Source organism: Chitinivibrionales bacterium (genome assembly GCA_014728215.1).
Taxonomy (GTDB): Bacteria; Fibrobacterota; Chitinivibrionia; order Chitinivibrionales; family WJKA01; genus WJKA01.
The window spans coordinates 1-20124 of the sequence record WJLZ01000025.1; the positions used below are offsets into that span (position 1 = coordinate 1).

General features: G+C 47.8%; 12 protein-coding genes. 8 read left to right on the plus strand and 4 right to left on the minus strand.

What is annotated here, in order from left to right:
- Positions 1 to 101 precede the first annotated feature (101 nt).
- Positions 102 to 827 (minus strand): SagB/ThcOx family dehydrogenase, encoded by a 726-nt coding sequence (locus GF401_01685; GenBank protein ID MBD3343756.1) that lies wholly within the window; start codon positions 825 to 827, stop codon positions 102 to 104.
- Positions 828 to 1449: 622 nt separating this feature from the next.
- On the opposite strand from GF401_01685, the gene GF401_01690 reads away from it, so the two are divergent.
- The 7 genes from GF401_01690 to GF401_01720 all read left to right on the plus strand — a co-directional run bounded on the left by GF401_01690 (position 1450) and on the right by GF401_01720 (position 10300).
- Complete coding sequence (locus tag GF401_01690) at positions 1450 to 1752, plus strand: RNA-binding protein (protein MBD3343757.1); 303 nt, start codon at positions 1450 to 1452, stop codon at positions 1750 to 1752.
- 501 nt (positions 1753 to 2253) lie between these two features.
- The gene (locus GF401_01695; protein ID MBD3343758.1) at positions 2254 to 4200 is read left to right on the plus strand and encodes a hypothetical protein; all 1947 of its coding nucleotides are present in this window, start codon (positions 2254 to 2256) and stop codon (positions 4198 to 4200) included.
- Between the two features lie 207 nt (positions 4201 to 4407).
- Positions 4408 to 5208 carry a hypothetical protein gene (locus GF401_01700; protein ID MBD3343759.1) on the plus strand — a complete coding sequence of 267 codons (801 nt, stop codon included), beginning with the start codon at positions 4408 to 4410 and terminating at the stop codon, positions 5206 to 5208.
- Between the two features lie 1301 nt (positions 5209 to 6509).
- Positions 6510 to 6674: a hypothetical protein gene (locus GF401_01705; GenBank protein ID MBD3343760.1), complete on the plus strand. Its 165-nt coding sequence runs from the start codon at positions 6510 to 6512 to the stop codon at positions 6672 to 6674.
- Positions 6675 to 6941: 267 nt separating this feature from the next.
- Positions 6942 to 7445, plus strand: coding sequence for a hypothetical protein (locus GF401_01710; protein ID MBD3343761.1), 504 nt, complete (start codon positions 6942 to 6944; stop codon positions 7443 to 7445).
- Positions 7446 to 7718: 273 nt separating this feature from the next.
- A complete protein-coding gene (gene rseP / locus GF401_01715; protein ID MBD3343762.1) occupies positions 7719 to 9044 on the plus strand; it encodes an RIP metalloprotease RseP in 1326 nt (441 codons plus the stop codon).
- 110 nt (positions 9045 to 9154) lie between these two features.
- Complete coding sequence (locus GF401_01720; GenBank protein ID MBD3343763.1) at positions 9155 to 10300, plus strand: NAD(P)-binding protein; 1146 nt, start codon at positions 9155 to 9157, stop codon at positions 10298 to 10300.
- Between the two features lie 107 nt (positions 10301 to 10407).
- On the opposite strand, the gene GF401_01725 is transcribed toward GF401_01720, so the two are convergent.
- From GF401_01725 to GF401_01735, 3 genes are all read right to left on the minus strand, one after another.
- The gene (locus GF401_01725; protein MBD3343764.1) at positions 10408 to 10611 is read right to left on the minus strand and encodes a hypothetical protein; all 204 of its coding nucleotides are present in this window, start codon (positions 10609 to 10611) and stop codon (positions 10408 to 10410) included.
- Positions 10612 to 10817: 206 nt separating this feature from the next.
- Positions 10818 to 11174: a T9SS type A sorting domain-containing protein gene (locus GF401_01730; GenBank protein MBD3343765.1), complete on the minus strand. Its 357-nt coding sequence runs from the start codon at positions 11172 to 11174 to the stop codon at positions 10818 to 10820.
- 715 nt (positions 11175 to 11889) lie between these two features.
- Positions 11890 to 14529 carry a hypothetical protein gene (locus GF401_01735; protein MBD3343766.1) on the minus strand — a complete coding sequence of 880 codons (2640 nt, stop codon included), beginning with the start codon at positions 14527 to 14529 and terminating at the stop codon, positions 11890 to 11892.
- A gap of 741 nt (positions 14530 to 15270) precedes the next feature.
- On the opposite strand from GF401_01735, the gene GF401_01740 reads away from it, so the two are divergent.
- Positions 15271 to 20124 (plus strand): PKD domain-containing protein (locus tag GF401_01740; GenBank protein ID MBD3343767.1); only part of this gene is annotated, 4854 nt, incomplete at its 3' end.

The following is a 20124-nucleotide window of genomic DNA, read 5'->3' on the forward strand; positions in this document are numbered from 1 at the left end:
ATTGTCCAAAATTCACGTTTAAAAAATATTCTATCCTGATAGCGGCTATTACTGCAGGGCCATAATATACAGGCTCTAACCCGTCAAGGGCCTGGGGTTTCTTAGTTCTTGCCGCAGGGAATAATACACAGTGGAACCTGCTCCGTATCAGCGATACCAAGCACTTTTTTAACGCTCGTATCATCAAAGGCGCCGATCGGCCAGGTTGCAATACCCAGTGCCCGGGCCTGCAGATATACGTTCTGCGCGCACCCACCGGCATCCATGGGCACATAGCGCTGTGCGCCTCGGTCGCCGTATTTTCGGGCGGTCATTTCATAGTCTGCAGTGATCACAATACAAGCCGGCACGATGGTTGATTTCAGCGAACTGCTGTACGTTGCCTGTTTTAAAGAATCGAGTACCTCGCCGGATTTAATACCGGCAAGGGAATGAGATTTCCATTCGTAGCGATAGACTCCTGCGGCGATGCTGTCTACGCTGTTGCAGACAAGGTATATCTCCAGGGGATACAAACCGCCCGCAGAAGGATAACTCCGTGTTGCTCCGCTAACGCCGTCAACGGTTTTCCCGCCGGCGGCCCATAAAAGCTGAGACAGGGCTTTAAAGGAAATTGGCTTCTTTGAAAAATTTCTGACCGAGGTCCGCCGGTAGATCGCTTCAGCTACCGATAGGCCGCCGTCGTACTGTGGAGATGCAAGAGAAATGGTGTCGGTCCATGCTGGGTTTGAATCGGTTACCTTTTCGGCACAAAATACGGCGATGGCGGCACAGGAGAAGCCTATGAATGCACCTATCGGTATCGAATGTCTGAGATGACGAGTCATAAATAAAATTCTTTCAAAGGGCGTTTTTTATTTCAGAAGGGTTCTTTTGCTGAAAGTTAAATATACTCTTATTTGGAATATATTGTAAGGTTTCGACATTATTTCGGTTTGTTTATTTAGTACATTACATTAATAATACAAGGGCAGGAGAGCAGGAGGCAGTAATGTGTTTTAAAAAGCTAACAAATAAAATGGTGATCGGAGATCCTGAGTTTGCCTGCGCCGCTTTTTGTTATCGTGCGCATGGTGAAGAGTTGATACCGTCCCCGATTCTATCCCCGATTCTATATATATGTTTATTAAAATATTTTTCTAGTTCATTCGAAATTCTCAATGTACATCCAGGTTGTGTTTAGAGAAATCATCCCCACCTATGCCTTCGGGTTTATTTTTGCAGATAACTACTGCTCTGAGTTTCATTGGCAGCAAAAATTATTTGCATTATCCTTTCACAGGCTTTGGGCAAAATGAGCCCCGGGTGTTCAAAAAGAAAGAAAATCTGGCGATATGTCGGGTTTAAATGTATATTAACGTATATTACTGAATTAAGAGACTTGCCGGCTGTGAAGTGTATTCCTGCGGATCAGGTTCTTAAAAACTTTTTTTTTATAAGGAGTCCTTCATGGGCAACAAACTTTATGTAGGAAATCTCAGTTATAGTGTAGGAGATGCTGAGCTCCAAGAACTTTTCTCGCCGTATGGCACGGTTTCATCAGCCCAGGTTATTAACGATCGAGAAACGGGTCGTTCAAAAGGGTTTGGATTCGTCGAAATGGGATCAGACGAAGAAGCCAATGCAGCGATTGCGGCATTGAATGGTAAAGAAAACGGTGGCCGTCCGCTGACCGTTAATGAAGCAAAACCCAAAACAGACCGTGGGGGGAGAGGCGGCTATGGCGGTGGTGGTGGGCGTAATCGCTACTAGACCATCGCGACTGCGGCATTACTGCCGAAGGTTGAATCTATTGTAACTCAATATGAGATACTGTACGCAGGTCTTATCTACGCAAAAACGTAGTTTGTCCAGCTACAGTATCTAAACGTAAAATGCCCTGCAGCTTTGCGGGGCATTTGTCATTCTTCTGTTGAAACCTACATTCCTGATAATAAGAATGTAAAATAGCTGTAGCTTTAGCGTTGGCTACCATGGACGGTTGGGCCAGATTTGCTTAAACAAAGTTAGCGCTCTATAATGCGAATTATTAGAACTGATTTCAAAGTTAATTACAAACTCAGAGTCTGAGCACCAGTAACCAATTTTGGAACCATTTCTATTGTCCGCCGGTGAGACCCCATATCAAGTGAAGGAAATCTGCGCGCATATTCGATTTCAGCAGAAATATGTTTGGATATAGCTTTATAATCCATAACGCCGTAAAACAAGAACTGACGCGCGTTTTCTTTCTTTCAAACAAGGAACAGTTTAATGAGAAAAGTATTGCTGACAACGGTATGCAGCCCCTTTGGGCAAGACACCAGTGATTGCACGCACCATGTCTTGCCGGAACTCTTTCATGCACAAGTCACCCGCTCACAGGGCATTTTCAGCCTTCGATCAACGTATATATCCTATGGATTGGAGTATATAGCGAAAAACATTTCCACGCCCGCGGTTGTGCTGCAATATCCAACAATGAAGCAGTTCGAGAAAGAGCTGAAAAAAGGCTACGACTTTGTTGGCATCAGCTTTGTGATTGCCACATCCGGCAAGATGGAAAAAATGTGCCGCCTCGTCAGAAAGGTTTCGCCAAAAACAAAGATTATTCTGGGGGGATATGGCACCATGCTTCCGGAGTGTAACTCCCTTGCAGATTATGTATGTAAGGAAGAGGGAGTTGAATTCATGCGGCGGTTGCTTCAGGAATCCCACAGCGATGAGCCCAAACACCATGTGGTGTACTCAACCTCAGCCAAGATAGCTGGATTCCCACTCATGAAAGGTGCTGTGGTTTTGGCTGGCCTGGGCTGCCCGCACGGATGTGAGTTTTGTGCGACCTCTCATTACCACAAGAAAAAGCACATACCTCTCTTGAAAACCGGCACCGATCTTTTCCATGAAATCAAGCGGGTGCAGGGGGTCCTTGGTGGCGAGGACTTGCCGATTGGTATCATTGAAGAAGATTTCTTGATGCAGAAGGAACGCGCCACCGAATACCTTGAATGTATTAAAAAAGAAAATGCCGCACCCACACGGATTTCTTGTTTTGCAAGTGCCTATTCAATTTCGCAATGGGACCCGGACGACTTAGTGAGAATGGGAATAGAGGTTATTTGGATTGGAGTTGAGTCAAAGCAGGCGGAATATGCCAAATTACAAGGCCTGGATATTGCGGAGATTATCAAATCGCTTCACGATCGCGGCATCAACACCCTCGCGTCTCTTATCATTGGGCATGACTTTCATACCGATGCCAACATCTGGGAAGATTTCAAGTACCTTGTTTCATTAAATCCTAGTTTGAGCCAGATCCTCATTCTTACGCCGGCATGCGGGACACCGCTTTTTGATCGTTTAAAGAATGCTGGACGCTTGCTCGACACTTCGAATAAAAACTGGGACGGTTTCCACCTTGTATTTGACCATCCTTCAATCAGCAAACCGGCAATGGAAAAGCTGATACTTGAGTTCTATGAGGAAGAATACCGTCAATTGGGGCCATCCGCGATTCGTTTCATCGAAAAACAGCTCGCCGGCTACGTGCGGTTCAAAGATTCGACTGACCCGCTTCTTAACAAAAGGGCTGAACAATACCGTACAGCTTGTATCAAAGCCCTGCCGATATTTCCGACGGCCATCCGCAAAGCTCCAACACCAGCAATTGCCCGGGCAACGCAAGAACTGCAAAAATCCATCCCGGCCGAATGTGGTCGCGGAGGATTAAAAACCGCGCTTCAGTCCTGGGTGGTGCCGATTTTTGCTCATGTGGAAAACATGAAACTCAGTCGCGCCAGGTACACTCAGGTAAAGATGCAGCGCATGGAATACAGAATGCCTAAAAGCCTGCTCCACCCGCTTACGATTCACGATAATGCACTCACGGCCCAACCGCGGCTTCGCAATTCCGTGGCTCATCCGTTGATAGTTGATCTTGGGGGAGCATTCAACAAAATGACCGCGCGCAAGTTCAAGAAAAAAGTCAGCTCCTATCTCGCTGAGAATCACGGGACCATAGCCATTAACTTCAACGGCGTGATCCAGGTCGAACCCAAAGCGGTCTGCGATTTTTTTAAAAAAATCAGGGGAAAACGAGACCGAATCAAGATCGTGAGCCCTAGCTCAATGGATGTTGATATCGATGAAGTTTTCGGCTACGCCAAGCGCTACTTTGAAGTCTTTGCCGATGTGGAAACGTTGGCCGCGAACTTGGGGTAGTAAACGCAGCTGTTGCAGGGAAACCGTAGGCGGAGGAGTAGTCAGAACGAACGGAATCTATGCGGCTCGGCATAAAACTGCTGTGCAGTTAGGATGTCATAACCATATTATAATAACGGATAACAAAAAAATACGCACCAGGGGTTCGTTTTTCCGGCGCTGTGGAATGATAACGGGACGCTCTATTTTATTTCCGGTAACGAGGGGATGATACGCCCGCCGTGGAAATGGAATGTGTCCACTGATAACGGAGCAACCTGGGGACCGTTTCAGTTTCCGATTTTTATCGGTGCAGTAAACGGTACAAACTATACATCAAATACGTTTCCGATTCAGGATGTTTTCAAGGACAATAGCGGGAGTTATTATGTGACAATCGATGAAAACAAGCTGTTTCGTAGTGATGATAATATGGTGACCTGGAGCGAAGCGGGTGATTTTCCCGGCATTCACATGTCGGCGAATACGCTGGCCGATGGATCTACTATATTTGCTCACGACAACAGGGGGTCGCATTTTTTTGCAACGTCAAGCGATAAAGGCCAGACCTGGAATATGTCTGCAGGCAGCCATCTGGGGGATGATGACCGCCGGGCAACGACCTATCGCTTGCAAAGCGGCAACCTCTTTTTTGTTCATAGCGATAAATGGGTCGCCCTTTCTACCGACAATGGAGCATCATGGATCACAAAACAGGTCCCGAGCGCCGCATCAGGATTTGAATATACCGGTGTAACGCAGGATAATAACGGCATGATCCATATGTTTTCCACTCAGAGCAATCCCTGCGCGCATTTCGAACTCAATGATGCCTGGATTTTGTCGGGCACTAACGATGTGACTGACCCCGAATGTCAGGGAGCAGCAGCGCCGTATTCCGAAACGCAAACCGACGGCAGCTCCGTGGTCTGGAGTGCGATCGACTGTGTTGACGGAAGGTATATTCTTCACGGCATGGAGGAGCTGGTCGATCTCAGTAATTTGACCGGTTCGTCTCACGTTATTTGACCGATATTTTCACCTGGTAGATTTTCTACTCAGATAAATTTAGATTTTCATAAGGTTACCGGTCAAATTACGTGAGATCGGCCAATAATACCGAATCGCCATAATCGGTAATCCTGAGGCGGTCGTAAGTCTTCAGGCATCGATTAACCTCCTTTGAAAGTGGTAAAACATCAATGGGAAGAAAATCATTCATGAAAACATTTAACAAAAGGGACTTTCTTTTGTGGGGTCATGCATTGCACGTCACATCCCGGTAAATATGGCGAAACCACAATGCCCGCAAAGTAATCCAGCAATACCGCCTTTGGGCTACAGAAAAAAGTGCGGCCAATCCCCCGGAAATGTCTCCTGCGATTATCTCACGACAGAGTATGCGCAGGAATGCGTATGTTCGTGCAAGAAGGGCTGAGACTCTTCGCAACACAGATCGACTCAATCCCAGGCCTTTTTCAAGGCTGTGCAAGCTTGCGCCTGTTTCGAGCGCTTTGTCTACGGTCCGTAAGTCATCAATACAAAAACGGCAATACGGCAAAACATCGGGGGCCTGCACGGTGAATGTCTTACGCGGACATGCTCTATTCAGACAGAGATACCGCTGAACTCTTCGATTAGAATTATTTTGCCGGCCCGATGAGTGAAACCATTTCCTGGAATAAGAACCGTGTCTCCAGAAGTCAGTGCAATGACAGCACGGACAAAATATCTCGCACACTCCCTGGACTGTCAACACCGGACTGGCTGTAAATATGTTATTTTCATAACGGCGGACCTGTTTTTTCTCCTTTTTTGTTAAAGTTTGTCAAAGAGAAAAATAATTGAACAGTTCCGCCATTTTCTCATTCTTTTTCCAGCACCACAGCCCCAGAAATATTTTTATCGCGGGAATAGTAAATCGATTTAGTCTAATTTCAGGTGGGAATTAACACTCATACAATGTTTCATTACAAATTGTAGCCAAATTTAAAGATTCTGCCTTGCCAAGATTTATTATTATTACCCTGCCGCAGAACTTGACGCCATGGGTAACATAACGGCAAGATATGTATATGGGACGAAAGTGAATGTTCCGGAATATGTGATCAAAGGAGGGAGATGTTTCGCCTCTGCTGGAATCGAGTGATCTTCGAGTTTCAATAAGTTATATTCTCCAACACACAAAGGAGAGTGCTATGCATTTAAAGAAACGTCGAAGATTTCGACCCGCTGTCCTGAGCGGCCTTTCTTTCCGATTGTCGTCGGCGGTTGTGTTGCACGATAAGAATCGGGGCGGTAGCTCGTGAGCGTGGTGGGTGCTCCCGGCAATGGTTAATCGTGATGCGGGCAATGCCGATGCTTCCGGCGACAAGGTGCATCCGGACCTGCCCGGGCTTCAGGAGCGGCTTTTTTATACGCTGGTCGATACCGGGAAGCCGGTAGTGGTCGTTAATCTCAGTGGAAGCGCGATTGCTCTGGTCTCGCAGCAGTAGCGAGCTGACCGGCAAACCAACGCATACGGCGGAACTCACAGTAACCGGTGAGAGGATGATGATGAAGTACTGATCCGTGGGCCTGGATTCAGCAATGGAAAGGGGCCCCTTTCCCCTTTTCGGTCGAAAAAGATGATATGGGCTATTTCTCTGTCTTTTCATGAAAATTTAGCAAGACGGAAATGTTTACAAATACATGTGGAATACCACATATTTCTTCTATTCTCGCAAATTGCCAGGCACAGAAATTGCTTAAAAATAAGAGCTATGATACGTTCGGCAACAAAAATTAAAATGACTGTGATTTTTCTGCTTTTCATGGTAGCTATCGGGTTTGCTCAAGATGGTGAAACATCCGATAATTCCTACGACCCCTTCCACCACTACAGCACCGCAATGAAAGTCCTCATCGGTTACGGCGGCCTCTCTATGGCAGCGGGGGCGCCTATGATGTTCAGTGATGATCCCTGGATGAAACGGATCGGCACCCAGAATCTTCTGTGGGGCGCTGTTGATGCGGGCATCGGCGTCTATGCACTTGTGGCGCAGGAGCGCAATCGGGACAATGTATCTCGACAGGAAAAAATCGATTCGTTCCGCAGAACCATGGTGATTAACGGTCTTCTGGATGTCGCCTATATCACGACCGGGATACTGCTGACCCGGTTTACCGATAATGTCCGTCTTAAAGCCACCGGGGTCGGATTCGTGATCCAGGGGAGCTTTCTTCTGGGATTCGACTGGGTGAACTATGGCCTGACCTTCAGGTAATGGCGATATTTCTCAGAAAGATCTAAAATTACCCTGCATGATCTTTCTGATGTACAAAATTGTACATAATTTATCATTTTTGCGAGTTCATTCCCGAAAGTGCGAAAATTCTTCTTTCCGTAATCCATTCCTCAAGCCGGGCCTGGCCGGGTAGAGCAGCATCAGAAAGAATGCTGGCATAATATTTGATCACTATAACAGATCGGGTAAAAAAGCTCTCTTGGAGATCGCTAATAAATTAAAATGAACGATTATTGCTGAGGTTTGAATACAATGATTCTACAAATTATTATCGGCATACTTATTCTGGGAATTCTTGTTCTTATTCATGAAGCCGGTCATTTTCTGGCGGCAAAGGCAAATGGAATCCGGGTGCTTACTTTTTCAATAGGGTTTGGGCCGCCACTTTTTACCTGGAGTCGCGGAGAAGATAATACACAATATCAGATCAGTTCAATTCCATTCGGGGGATACGTTCACATGGCCGGTGAAAATCCCGAAGAGGAGAATCCCGAGCCTGATTCTTTTTCTGCCAAGCCGGTCTGGCGCCGGGCGGTGGTTGCTATTGCCGGTCCTGCGGCAAATCTGGTTTTTTCTTTCATCCTCCTTTTTGCGCTTTTTTTGGCCGGGACACAGCACAGTTTATATCTTGATAATACCACTATCGGTGCGGTGGCTGAAAATTCCCCGGCTGCCCGTACAGAACTTCAACCCGGCGACAGCATTGTGGCGCTCAACGGAAATCCGGTTGGAAGCTGGGAGGGGATTCAGAAACTGCTGACACGGGTTTCACCGCCCTTTTCGCTCACGGTGATACGGAATTCGGAACCTACAACAGTTCAACTCGGATCTCCCCGGGATAAATCGACCCCGGATCCCATATATGGACTCCGCCCGCCTTTCCCGGCCGTCATCGGTGGTGTGGTTGAGAACTCTCCTGCAGAGAAATTTGACATTCCAGAAAACTCACGAATCCTTGAAGTAAACGGCGAAAATATCCACTCATGGTTTCAGTTTACCGACATTATAATGGATTACGATACGGTAATGGGGCCCTTATCACTCACGTTGAAGAAAAACGAGCGTACGTTTACTGTTGAAATGACACCGGAATACAGCGAATCCCGGGAACGGTATCTTCTTGGATTGAAACCCGCACAACCGGAAACACAGGTTATCCGGTATCCTCCGGGAAAATCGATCGAGCGAGCGGCAAATCGGTCGTGGGAATATGCCACCCTGATCTTCGTTGTTATTAAAAAATTGATAACCGGTGAGGTCGATACCGGTCAGCTTGCAGGACCGGTGGGAATTGTTCAAATGTCCGCTGCGGCAGCAGACGTGGGACTTCAGGCGGTTCTGGCATTTACCGCTCTGATTGGCATTAATCTGGCTATCCTCAACCTTCTTCCGCTGGTTATCACCGACGGCGGTATGTTGCTATTTCTGGCAATCGAAAAAATTAGAGGGAGACCACTGTCGACAAAAAAACGGGCATTGATAAATCGTATCGCCGTGGCATTTTTTATTGCCCTGTTTTTGTATGTAACCCTAAACGATCTCCTGAGAATACAGAATGGCTTTACTTTCGGCCGGTAGCCGAAAGGTTCCAAATCGGGCTTGCATAAAGAACAGTCAACGGCAAAGCGGGATGAGTGGCGCATGCTCTCGACCAAATATATATTGTATTTCCTATTGGAGGTGTTTTAATGCGGATAGTAATCATTGGCGGAGGATTTGCCGGAAGGGCTGCAGCACATTCGCTTCGGAAGCTGGGGAGGTATCATCGTATCCTGCTTTTCGACCGCCATCCCTATACAACGATGATTCCTGCCTTACCCGATTTTGCCGGGGGGAAACTGGAAGAAAGCATGCTCAAAGGAACTCTTCGGAAGAGAACGCCTGGGGCGATCTCTTTCGTTAACAGGGCTGTTGATCATATCAATCTCGATTCCCATACTGTCACAAGCGGAAGCGAACACTGGAAATACGACAAACTGATTATGGCCTGCGGATCGAAAACCGATTTTCACGGTTTTTCCCCGTCGGGCGGAACAGTCTACCCCCTCGATTCGCTTCCTGCATCAGCACAAATCCGGCGCGATTTTCCGGCCTATCTCCAGAAAAAAGGCGCGCAGTCGCATCTGATCATATCAGGCGGAGGATACAATGGTCTTGAGCTTGGATGTTCTCTGAAAAGGATGGCCGAACAGAAGGGGGGCCATTGCCGGGTAACTATCGTTGAAATGCTTGATAAAATCCTTGCGTTCCTTCCCGCTCATCTGCACAGGCATGTTATGGCATTTATCGATCGTGCCGGTATCGAAGTGATGACCGGAACGAAAATCGATGAGTATGACGGCGCTCAGGTGACGCTCAGTAACGGTACACAGATCAAAGATCCCTTTATGTGCTGGACCGCAGGAACAAAATTTGCCGTTGATAATGTTTCTGCCGTTAATGCTTCGCGGCTTAAGGATGGACGGTTTAAAGTGGAGTCCACGCTGCAGGTGAAATCCTATCCTGATGTCTATGCTGCAGGCGATGCCGCGGCAATTAAAAAAGGTTCTTCCTATCTCCGAAAAGCAGTCAATTTTTCATTATATTCCGGTAGTATGGCAGGGAAAAACTGCGCCGCCGAACTGACCGACAACCCTCAAAAACCATTTTACCCTCTCGATCCCGGCTGGATCATTCCTATGTGTAAGACCAGCGTAGGAAAGATTTTCGGAATAATTCCGGTTTCCGGCGTCACCGGCCTTCGTCTGCACTATTTCATGTGCGGTTATCGCAACTATTCCCTTTTTAATTTCCTGAAATTCGGCACCCGCTTTTTCAGACCACTGGGAATGTGAGTTCCGGGCGGTATCTATTGAGGACCTGTTCAGAAAAGGCTTTTTGAACGGAGTGATGGAGTATTGGAGTAGAAGAAACTCCTTATAAATTATGCCTGCCTTAAGCTTCAGGAACCAAGTTCAGTAAAAAATCTCTTCCTGAAAACGCACGTCACTCCTGCGCAAAGCAGCGGTGTCATAATAAGAGTCATCTGACGGGCGATTGAGGTGCTTGAGGGTGAGAGTATCGAAGTGATCAGGAAATAGAGTGAAGTCAGGGTGAAAATGACTGTTAGCCCCAGAAGGACCGGATAGCCTTTTTTACGTTTCATGAAATGCTCCTTATTAGAGTGAGCTAATGAATGGGGTATATACCAGTTTATGAATGAAGAAATTAAAATACATATTTGGGAAGCGCGAAATTGAGGTTGAGCGTGAAATCTTTAATTTTCAATGGCCGAGGCCCTCGAAGTCACTCTCATGACAAGGGAAAAGAACTATAATTCATCAATCATAGTTCCTTCAACATTCGTCATCCCTATCGGATTATAAACCGCCGGGTTGCCACGCCGTGGGGGGTAATAAGTCGGGCCATATAGGCGCCTTGTGCCAGGTTGTCGGTTGGCAGCAGGGCGTTTCCGCGACACTTGATTTGATCAACAAGCCTTCCGTTGAGCGTGATAAGCTCAATACGGCTCAGTTTGTCGGTGCCGGTGGCAATATGGAGTTTTCCGGCAATTCTCCGGACAGAAATTTCGGAGGCGGTCATTGGCCGGAAATCACTCTTTGCCGAAACCGAACCCGGCGGCAAAAGCTGTGACTGAGGCACATAGCTGTAATACTGCGATGGACTCTGCCAGCGGAGCTGGATACCCTTGTTCCGTCCGGGGTGCATTCCGAAGTCGAAAGGACCAGTCCCTCAAGGACAATATGTTGAGCAGGTGATGATGGAGAACTTCCCATGAACTTAACGACTTCAAGCATGGAACCGCCCACAATAACCTGATCGTCAATTGGAGTGTTTTTCGGCCAGTAGTGGACATAACCCTCATTATCAAGCGCCCATTCTCCTTCGGTGTCGATAAAATCGACCGATCCTTCAACGATAATTTCAGGACCGCGGTCTTTCCATGATCCCGGATCGATGGTAATAATTCTGGAACCGAAATCAACATTGGAAATGGGGCGTATTTCGGGAAACCAACCGTTGGCGTCCTGAACGACCCTGGTGTGTGCAAATTCCCAGGATGACGGGAAATCACCGGAATTGTAGCTCATCTCGGTTTTGGAGATTGTGCCCGAGGCGGTTGCGCTTTGCGTGCCTTCGACATAATTCGGGTGTCGGGCCGGGGTGGCACGTTCACCGTTTTCGGAAAGTGTCCAGAATTCGGCGTCCGGTGAGCCGCAATAGGCCTTGTAGATATTTCCCTGTGTCTGCTGCCATGCGGTGTATTCGCCAATCCCGATAAATCCGCGTTCGACAGCACAATGGAGTATCCGCTGTCAGTCACAGAAGGCAAAAATTATGTGAATCAACCCGTTAGAGATCTGGATTCGAGTAGAATAAGCCTCCGGATAATGCCGCTGCTCGGCAAAATAAAAGCTCTTATTTACCTGTTCAGCACGATTTTCCTTGTCATTCTTTGCGTTCCGGTAAATGCGTGAATGATGTAAACACCGTTTCCAACCGAACCTGCGGGTATACTATATCGGCAATGCCCGAATCCATTTTCGGTCTTTGCAATTCGACCATTCATCGAAAGCAATTGAAATGAATGTGCCGAATTGCTTTCAAATTTGATAAGTATCCCTGCCTGATCTCGACCGATATCAATGAGTTTTTCTTTTGTAGCCGTCCGGACAGAGGGATGTGTTGTTCCGGTTTGAATATCCGGGGATGCTTCACTTGAAAACAGTTGCGTTTGCGGTATATAGGTAATCGGCTGTGATTCACTCCACCAGTCAACGGCAAATCTGCTCCCTCCGGTCAATTCCACTTTGATCGGGTATGCGGTATGCGCCTGCAGTGAAATCATATCACCGTAAAAATTCTGGCGCCCGTTTCCCGACCCTTCCGAAACGAGTATATCATTTACCCAGACCTTGATAGTGCCGTAGCATACGGAATTGAACCGGTATTCCTCCGAAAACATGGGAACGACCCAACCGGTAAGCCGGACATTATCATAGTCGCCGAGGTTCACTGCAAGCCATGGTTCTATTCCGGTTTTTGCCGGCGTGCCCGCAAGTGTTGCATTGGTATAATATTCCGCTTTGAGGCCGTCACCATTTGTAAAATACTGCGCTGCATACGCCTCTTCATTATCTGGGTCCCAGACAATTTCACACGGCCATTCATATTCCAGCTTATTCTGTCCGGGGGTATGCCAGGGAAAATCATCAAGAACACCGGCTTCATCGATAGTGAAACCTTTACGTTCATTTGCCTCGCGTGCTGCAGATCGGGTAAACGGAATCGGCTGCGGTCCGACAATATACCAGTTAACTATATCGACCCCGTTCCATCCGGCATTCACCATTATTGAATCATCACCGACCTTACACGGCGTCGGGCCTGCATCGGGATAAATGCAGTGACGTTGCGAGAGGTGACAATTGAACCGCGGTCGGTCAAGGTCGTTCCGCGTGGGGCAGGAAAGATGATATAAATCATGAATACTGTTATTATAGAGCTTGCAGCCTGTGCCGGGGTGCCAGAACTCGATAGCCCCGAGATCGACCGTGGCAAAAGTGCAATGAGAAATATCATTATAGGTCATGATATTTCTCTCGGAAATATTGAATCCCGCAGTCGGATCGTTGGCAAGGTACTGCCCTTTGATTGAAAGACCATACCGTGGCCCCCGGCGGATTTCATTATGCGTAATAAGATTATCGCTGCTTTGATATAATCCGATTCCGGCAACACCGCTGAGCAGCTTTCCGAAATCATGGACATAATTATTTTCGATCGTATTAAAGGAGTTTTTATCGGTCCAGGGACCTTCCAGAACACAATGAGAGCACAGATAAATACCGAAATAATTCACCCCTTCAACCCAGTTTCCATAGATTGTATTGTGCCTGGCATGATAATTAAGCAGAATTGCCATAACACCGGCATTCCATACTTTACAGAATTTAATGGTGCAGTATTCGGCATTTTCGAGATGCACTAATCCTAAACGCATTTCATCATTTTCACAATTATTTTCATGGCACTCATCGGTAGGACACTGCGGCGATGTTTTGCTGTTGTACATAGTATCGGGACTGTCGGAGGTTGAAAGAAGCAAGCCCTCGATGGTGACATGCTTCACCGGATTTGATTCATCACTGCCCATGAGCTTAATGACATGCATGGATTTTGCCGCTACTATTACCTGATCTTCAATGGGAGTAGTTTTGGGCCAGATATACAGATACCCATCGCCGTCAAGCGCCCATTCTCCAGGGCGGTCGATAAAATCTTTCGAGCCCTCCACCCAGTAGTTTCCGCTTTCCATGAATCCGGGATCCGTGGTAATCATCCGGTTGCCGAAATCTACATTTGATATTTTACGCGCATCTGTAAACCATCCGGGACTGGTGGTGACCCGCGCATGGCTGTAATCCCATTGTGATGGGAAATCACCTGCGTTATAATAGATATTATTCTTGATTCCCCGTGAGGTTTCCCGGTTCTCATTCAGGGTATTGTAGTAACCAAATTGTTCGTAAACATTGCTTTTTGCCATGTGATTCGGGTGCCGCGCATTCTGACAGCGTTTCCCGTTTTCAGATACCGACCAGAATTCCCAGTCGGTGCTTCCGACGTATGCTTTGTAAATGCCTGGTTTCCCGGATGGTTCCCATCCCTCGATTCGGCGGCCCCCGTAAATCGCAGGCATGGCGTTAATATCTTCGCCTTTCCATACAACCGGATACTGCTCGGTACCGCCATCATTCTCATTGAGCACCAGCGGTTCATCAAGGTAATAATTTCCGGATTTGATAATAACAGTCTTTGATTCACCGCTTATCCCACGAAGGACATCCCTGGCATGAATAAGTGTTTTATACGGTGAAGATTCGGAACCGTCATTCCCGTCATCGCCGTCAGGAGATACATAATAGGTAACCGAAAAACTGCATGATACCGCAATCAGGACGGCGCCAACTACTTTGCTTGTATAATAACGCTTAAAAGCTGATGCATCGGCCATAGCTCCTCCTCTAATTAATATGTCAAACCAATTCCGATTATTCATCTAAATGCATATACGTGCTGTCTGCCCGCCGGAGAATACGGTGCGAAGAAAATTCACGAATACGGCATATTGTTATTGCAGAAATTTTACCCCTGTGCGGAAATGATATTGTGGAGGCCTTTTGCTGATCGAAAAGCGGCAAATTTTTTAAGGCTCGTTTGAAAAAAGTACCCCCTTTCCAATAATATAATAACATTCATGATAATTTGCGTGATAATAATTTTCGAAATGAAAAAGTTCGCTCCGGATAAAGGATTGAAAAAAGGTGCCGGAGCAAGGCTCCTATCGAGATTGTTCCTTAAGTATTATGCAAATTTATGGTAGGGAAGGGAAATTATGGTAGCTGAAGGTTTCGAAGCGGACCATATGCCGGCAAAGTATATTAGATATATAAATATGCTGGCAAAGTATATAAGATATATAAAATAGAATAATTATCATATAGATAAATAACCGACAAATAATGGAAAATGCAGTAAATTATTACTGTTCAGCAAAAGGCGGAAAAATCCTGCCTCATATTTATCACTTTATTTCAAAGCATATTTCTTTTATCCGGTATGCTTCGTAACCGTTATACGAGCTTCTGTTCCTTGCCTAAACGTAAATAAATCGCTTAGGGACTCTTAAATTGCTTTGTAAATCAATAATTAGATAGAAAGGGGGGATCCGGTAAGATCGGCTTATCGTTAATTTATTCAAGAAGCAATTCTAATAGTAACAGTAATCAGAGGAGGTTTTATGATCAGCAAAAGGGAGATTTCATGCAAGTTCGCGCGGTATGTACTGCGTGTCGCAAATACGATTAAACCGAGGGAATCGTGTAGATCGGTAAATTCTATACCCACAGCGCTTGCAGTGGCGCTTATTCTGGTATCATCAAACATTCATGCAGCCGGGAACTGGCTTATCTATGGTGACCAGTCCTGCATCATTCGCAAAGATATTCTTTCCACCGGAGCATCGTATAACCACCCGGCAAATATCACACAGCTGGCCAACGGCGATCTGATTATTGTCACGGTAGCCGGGCAGAGTGAAGGTGAATCCACGCAAATCGGTGCATTCAAAAGTACCGATCAGGGGGGATCCTGGGGTAGCCTGATTAATGTATCGACAGTCGGCGAATACTTTGACCCCACCGTGCAGCAGGCCGACAACGGTGATGTTTACTGCTTTTACTATGACAATTGCTGCAACGATCATAAATTCAGGGTATCGACCGACGGCGGTAACACCTGGGGCGCAGAAAAAGATATCAGCGCTATGGCAGGGGTTGCTGATGATCAATTGCAGGCAGGTGAACAGAGCAACTGCCTTCAACATCCCAACGGCGACTGGCTCTGCGGATGGTCGCAAACCTATAATGGGGGACAGGGATATACAAGCCATATTGCTAAAGGTAATCTGGGAAATCCCTCTGCTTGGGCAAAGCATTTTGCCGTCGATCAATTCTGGAACCCCGACTTTCTTGTTGTCAATCCGGCAAATACGTCTAATGGGCATTTTCAGGAAATTGTCGCATTTTGCAGAAATGAGTTTCATAATGAAGGGCCTAAGTGGGCTAAATCACAGGATGGCGGGAGAACATGGAGTTCGTTTAGCTGGGTTGATCCTTCGGAAAATGTCGGCTGTCCAGCAAATGAGGGTATCTCATTCGGCGCAGCGGGAACCGGGGTAAGCCTGGATCTTGGGACCGCCGGTTCTCCATCGGGCAATCTCACCGGATGGCATATAATTGCGCATGGAAGCGATGCACGCTACTGCCCCGAATCCGGCTGTTCGCAAACATTATGTAAACGCTACTTTATGCGGGTATGGATCGGTAACAATCCGTTGGATGCATCGAGCTGGCAGGAAAAGCTCGAATTCAGGGAATCATCGGCCGGCGACGAAAACGCAGACTGCAGTATTATCCAGGCGCAGGACAGAAAAATCCATTTGATCTGGACCGGTCGCGGATCGAGCGCCGTCAGGTATGTGAAAATAGATCCTGATGTTTTAACAGGAGGTACGGCTCCCTCAAATCAATATCCGAATGCATCCATTACCGCCAATCCCACTTCTGGAGAAGCACCCCTGGTCGTCGATTTCGATGCTTCGGGTTCATCCGACCCCGACGGCGATGCTTTGAGCTACAGTTGGAATTTTGGTGATGGTTCCACCGGCTCGGGGATGATGACTTCGCATACCTATTCCAGTGCCAGCGCCTACACTGCCACAGTGACGGTCAATGACGGTAACGGCGGTTCCGATCAGGCGTCGGTTACCATAACGGTCGATCCGTCATCGGTAAATAATTCGCCCACCGCATCATTTACGGCAAATCCCACCAGTGGTGAAGAACCATTGACGGTCAATGTCGATGCTTCGGGTTCATCCGATCCCGACGGGGATGCTTTGAGCTACGACTGGAATTTCGGTGACGGTTCAACGGGCTCAGGTGTAACGGCGAGTCATACCTATAACAGTGCCGGTTCCTATACCATTACCCTGACAGTCAATGACGGAAACGGCGAAACCGATCAGGCCTCTACAGGAATTACCGTCAATCCGGCAGGTTCGACGAATAATCCTCCTGTTGCCGATATTAATGCTATCCCGACCTCGGGTGAAGCGCCGCTTATGGTCAATTTCAGCGCTTCAGGCTCGATCGATCCCGACGGAGACAATCTTTCCTATAGCTGGAATTTCGGTGATGGTGCTTCATCAACGGAAGAATCACCGGTACACAGCTATAATGACGCCGGAAGTTACACAGTTATCTTAACCGTCAATGACGGCAGCGGCGGCAGCGATCAGGCGATCGTTACGATCACCGTCACGCAACCCGGCGGCGGGGGAATGGTAACGCTCAATCCCGAAGCCGATGCTTCGATTGAATGTGAAGAAAATCCGGGCACAACCTATGATGTCGCTGAAATGACCGCTTCAGGTGATGACGCATGGACCATATTTATGCGCTATGATCTTTCCGGGATTTCATCGGTTGTATCCGCTACGTTGCGGGTCTATGTTTCCAGAAACTGGTATCAGAACCGGTTCTCACAGCGGGTACATTTTGTTTCGAATGACAGTTGGAATGAGACAATGATTACCTGCAATACGGCCCCGGCGAAAAGCGGACAGATCACATCGAATAATGGAAGCGGTGAAAATGTCTGGGTAGAATTCGATGTGACCGCAACGGTCGATGCCGAAAAAGGCGGGAAGTTAACCCTGGCACTTGATGACAGCGATGGCCAGTGGAAAATCCATAGTAAAGAGAACACCAATAAGCCCGAGCTGGTTGTCGAGACCGGAAGCGGATCGACCAACAATCCTCCCTCGGCGGATTTTATCGCAAATCCGACTTCGGGTGAAGCACCGTTGACCGTTACGTTCGATGGTTCATCATCGACCGATCCTGACGGTGATGCTTTGACCTACACCTGGGATTTTGGTGACGGCGCTACCGGAAGCGGTGAAGTTGTTGACCATACGTACACTACGGATGGTGTTTACACGGTGGTATTAACTGTCAGTGACGGCAACGGCGGCAGTGATCAGATGTCAACAAATATCGAAGTGTATGCCGGAAACCAGGCGCCTTCAGCATCCTTTTCGGCAACACCAACTTCCGGTGATGCACCGTTGACGGTTGATTTCGACGCTTCGTCGTCATCCGACCCCGACGGCGATCCGTTGAGCTATACCTGGAATTTCGGTGACGGCGCTACCGGCAATGGAATTACAACAAGCCATAGCTACTCATCCGCGGGAACCTACACGGCAACGGTAACGGTTAACGACGGCAACGGCGGCAGTGATCAGTCGAGTGCGACAATCACGGTTACCGAGCCTTATGTCAACAATCCACCCGCCGCATCCTTTACCGCCGATCCTGTTGATGGGTATGCGCCCCTGACGGTCAATGTCGACGCTTCAGGATCAAGTGATCCCGATGGTGATGCATTGTCCTATAGCTGGGATTTTGGTGACGGCGCTACCGGCTCGGGGGTGAATGCATCGCACGGCTATAGCGAAGCCGGAAGTTATATCATAACCCTTACGGTGAGTGACGGTAACGGCGGAAGCGACCAGGCAACCGAATCGATTTCGGTTTCATCACCTCCTGTTTCCGGTGATCCCATGATTGCGACAGGAATTGTAGCCAATGTTGGAAACACATGGCAAACGGTAACACTTCCCTATACATACACCTCCATGGTTGTTGTCTGCACGCCGGTTTACACTAATTCACAGGAACCTTCGATTGTAAGAGTGAGGAATGCATCCGGCAGCAGTTTTGATATTCGGGGCGATGCAACCGACGGCTCGCTGTCTGGTGCTGTGGATGTCTCCTACATTGTTGTTGAGGAAGGTGTGTATACGGCTTCCAACCACGGTATCACCATGGAAGCGAGGCGTTTCCTTTCCAGTCGTACCGATGATAACAATTCATGGGTCGGCGAACAGGTTTCTTATTCCCAGAGCTATGCAAATCCTGTTGTTCTGGGTCAGGTAATGACCTACAACGACAGCCGGTTTTCAGTGTTCTGGAGCAGAGGAACATCAGTGGGAAATCCGCCTTCGAGTTCAACGATCTATATAGGAAAGACTGTCTGTGAGGACGGCACGATTGCGCGCAATAATGAAACCCTCGGGTATATCGTGTTTGAAGCCGGTTCGTATACTGTTGGCGATATGACTTTGTCGACTGCTGTTGGTTCCGACATTGTACAAGGTGTTACCAATTCACCGCCCTATAGTTATTCTCATTCCCTGAGCAATGCTATCGGCGCCGTAGCGGTATTAACCGCCATGGACGGTAATAACGGCGGATGGGCAGTGCTTTACGGAAGCGATCCTGTGGGAGCCTCGTCGCTGGACCTTGCAATCGATGAAGATCAGGAAAGCGATATCGAACGCGATCACACAACCGAACAGGTTGCCTATGTTATATTTGCCTCGGGATCGGAACCGCCGACAAACAATCCTCCCTCCGCAAACTTCACTGCAGATCCTGCATCCGGTGAAGCACCACTTGATGTAACCGTCGATGCATCGGGTTCCTCCGACCCCGATGGCGATAACCTTTCCTATACCTGGGATTTTGGTGACGGGGTATCATCGAGCGGGATGACGGCCGGCCATACCTATACAACTGCCGGCAATTATACAATTACCTTAACCGTGAGTGACGGCAACGGCGGTTCAGACCAGGCGACTACGGCCATTTCCGTGTCGTCCCAACCTGCTAATAATGCACCGTCTGCATCATTTACCGCTATGCCGACCTCCGGCGAAGCGCCTCTTGCAGTGAGTGTTGATGCCTCGGGATCGACGGACCCTGACGGTGATGCATTGAGCTATAGCTGGAATTTCGGTGATGGGGTTTCGTCAAGCGGTCCGACTGCAAGCCATACCTATACCAGCGCCGGTAATTACACGATTACCTTGACGGTTAACGACGGCAACGGCGGTTCGGACCAGGCTACTGAAGCAATTGCGGTTTCAACTCCGAGTGGCGGCGGCACGGTCACGCTCAATCCGGAAGCCGATGCTTCGATCGAATGTGAGGAAAACCCGAATACCAACTATGATGTCGTCGAA

What these genes read in the sequence shown, in the direction of transcription:
- GF401_01690 (MBD3343757.1), top strand. Translation starts at nt 1,450, where the DNA reads ATGGGCAACAAACTTTATGTAGGAAATCTCAGTTATAGTGTAGGAGAT.
- GF401_01720 (MBD3343763.1), top strand. Translation starts at nt 9,155, where the DNA reads ATGCGGATAGTAATCATTGGCGGAGGATTTGCCGGAAGGGCTGCAGCA.
- GF401_01695 (MBD3343758.1), top strand. Translation starts at nt 2,254, where the DNA reads ATGAGAAAAGTATTGCTGACAACGGTATGCAGCCCCTTTGGGCAAGAC.
- GF401_01735 (MBD3343766.1), bottom strand. Translation starts at nt 14,529, where the DNA reads ATGAATAATCGGAATTGGTTTGACATATTAATTAGAGGAGGAGCTATG.
- GF401_01710 (MBD3343761.1), top strand. Translation starts at nt 6,942, where the DNA reads ATGATACGTTCGGCAACAAAAATTAAAATGACTGTGATTTTTCTGCTT.
- GF401_01730 (MBD3343765.1), bottom strand. Translation starts at nt 11,174, where the DNA reads ATGCACCCCGGACGGAACAAGGGTATCCAGCTCCGCTGGCAGAGTCCA.
- GF401_01725 (MBD3343764.1), bottom strand. Translation starts at nt 10,611, where the DNA reads ATGAAACGTAAAAAAGGCTATCCGGTCCTTCTGGGGCTAACAGTCATT.
- GF401_01700 (MBD3343759.1), top strand. Translation starts at nt 4,408, where the DNA reads ATGATACGCCCGCCGTGGAAATGGAATGTGTCCACTGATAACGGAGCA.
- rseP (MBD3343762.1), top strand. Translation starts at nt 7,719, where the DNA reads ATGATTCTACAAATTATTATCGGCATACTTATTCTGGGAATTCTTGTT.
- GF401_01685 (MBD3343756.1), bottom strand. Translation starts at nt 827, where the DNA reads ATGACTCGTCATCTCAGACATTCGATACCGATAGGTGCATTCATAGGC.
- GF401_01705 (MBD3343760.1), top strand. Translation starts at nt 6,510, where the DNA reads ATGGTTAATCGTGATGCGGGCAATGCCGATGCTTCCGGCGACAAGGTG.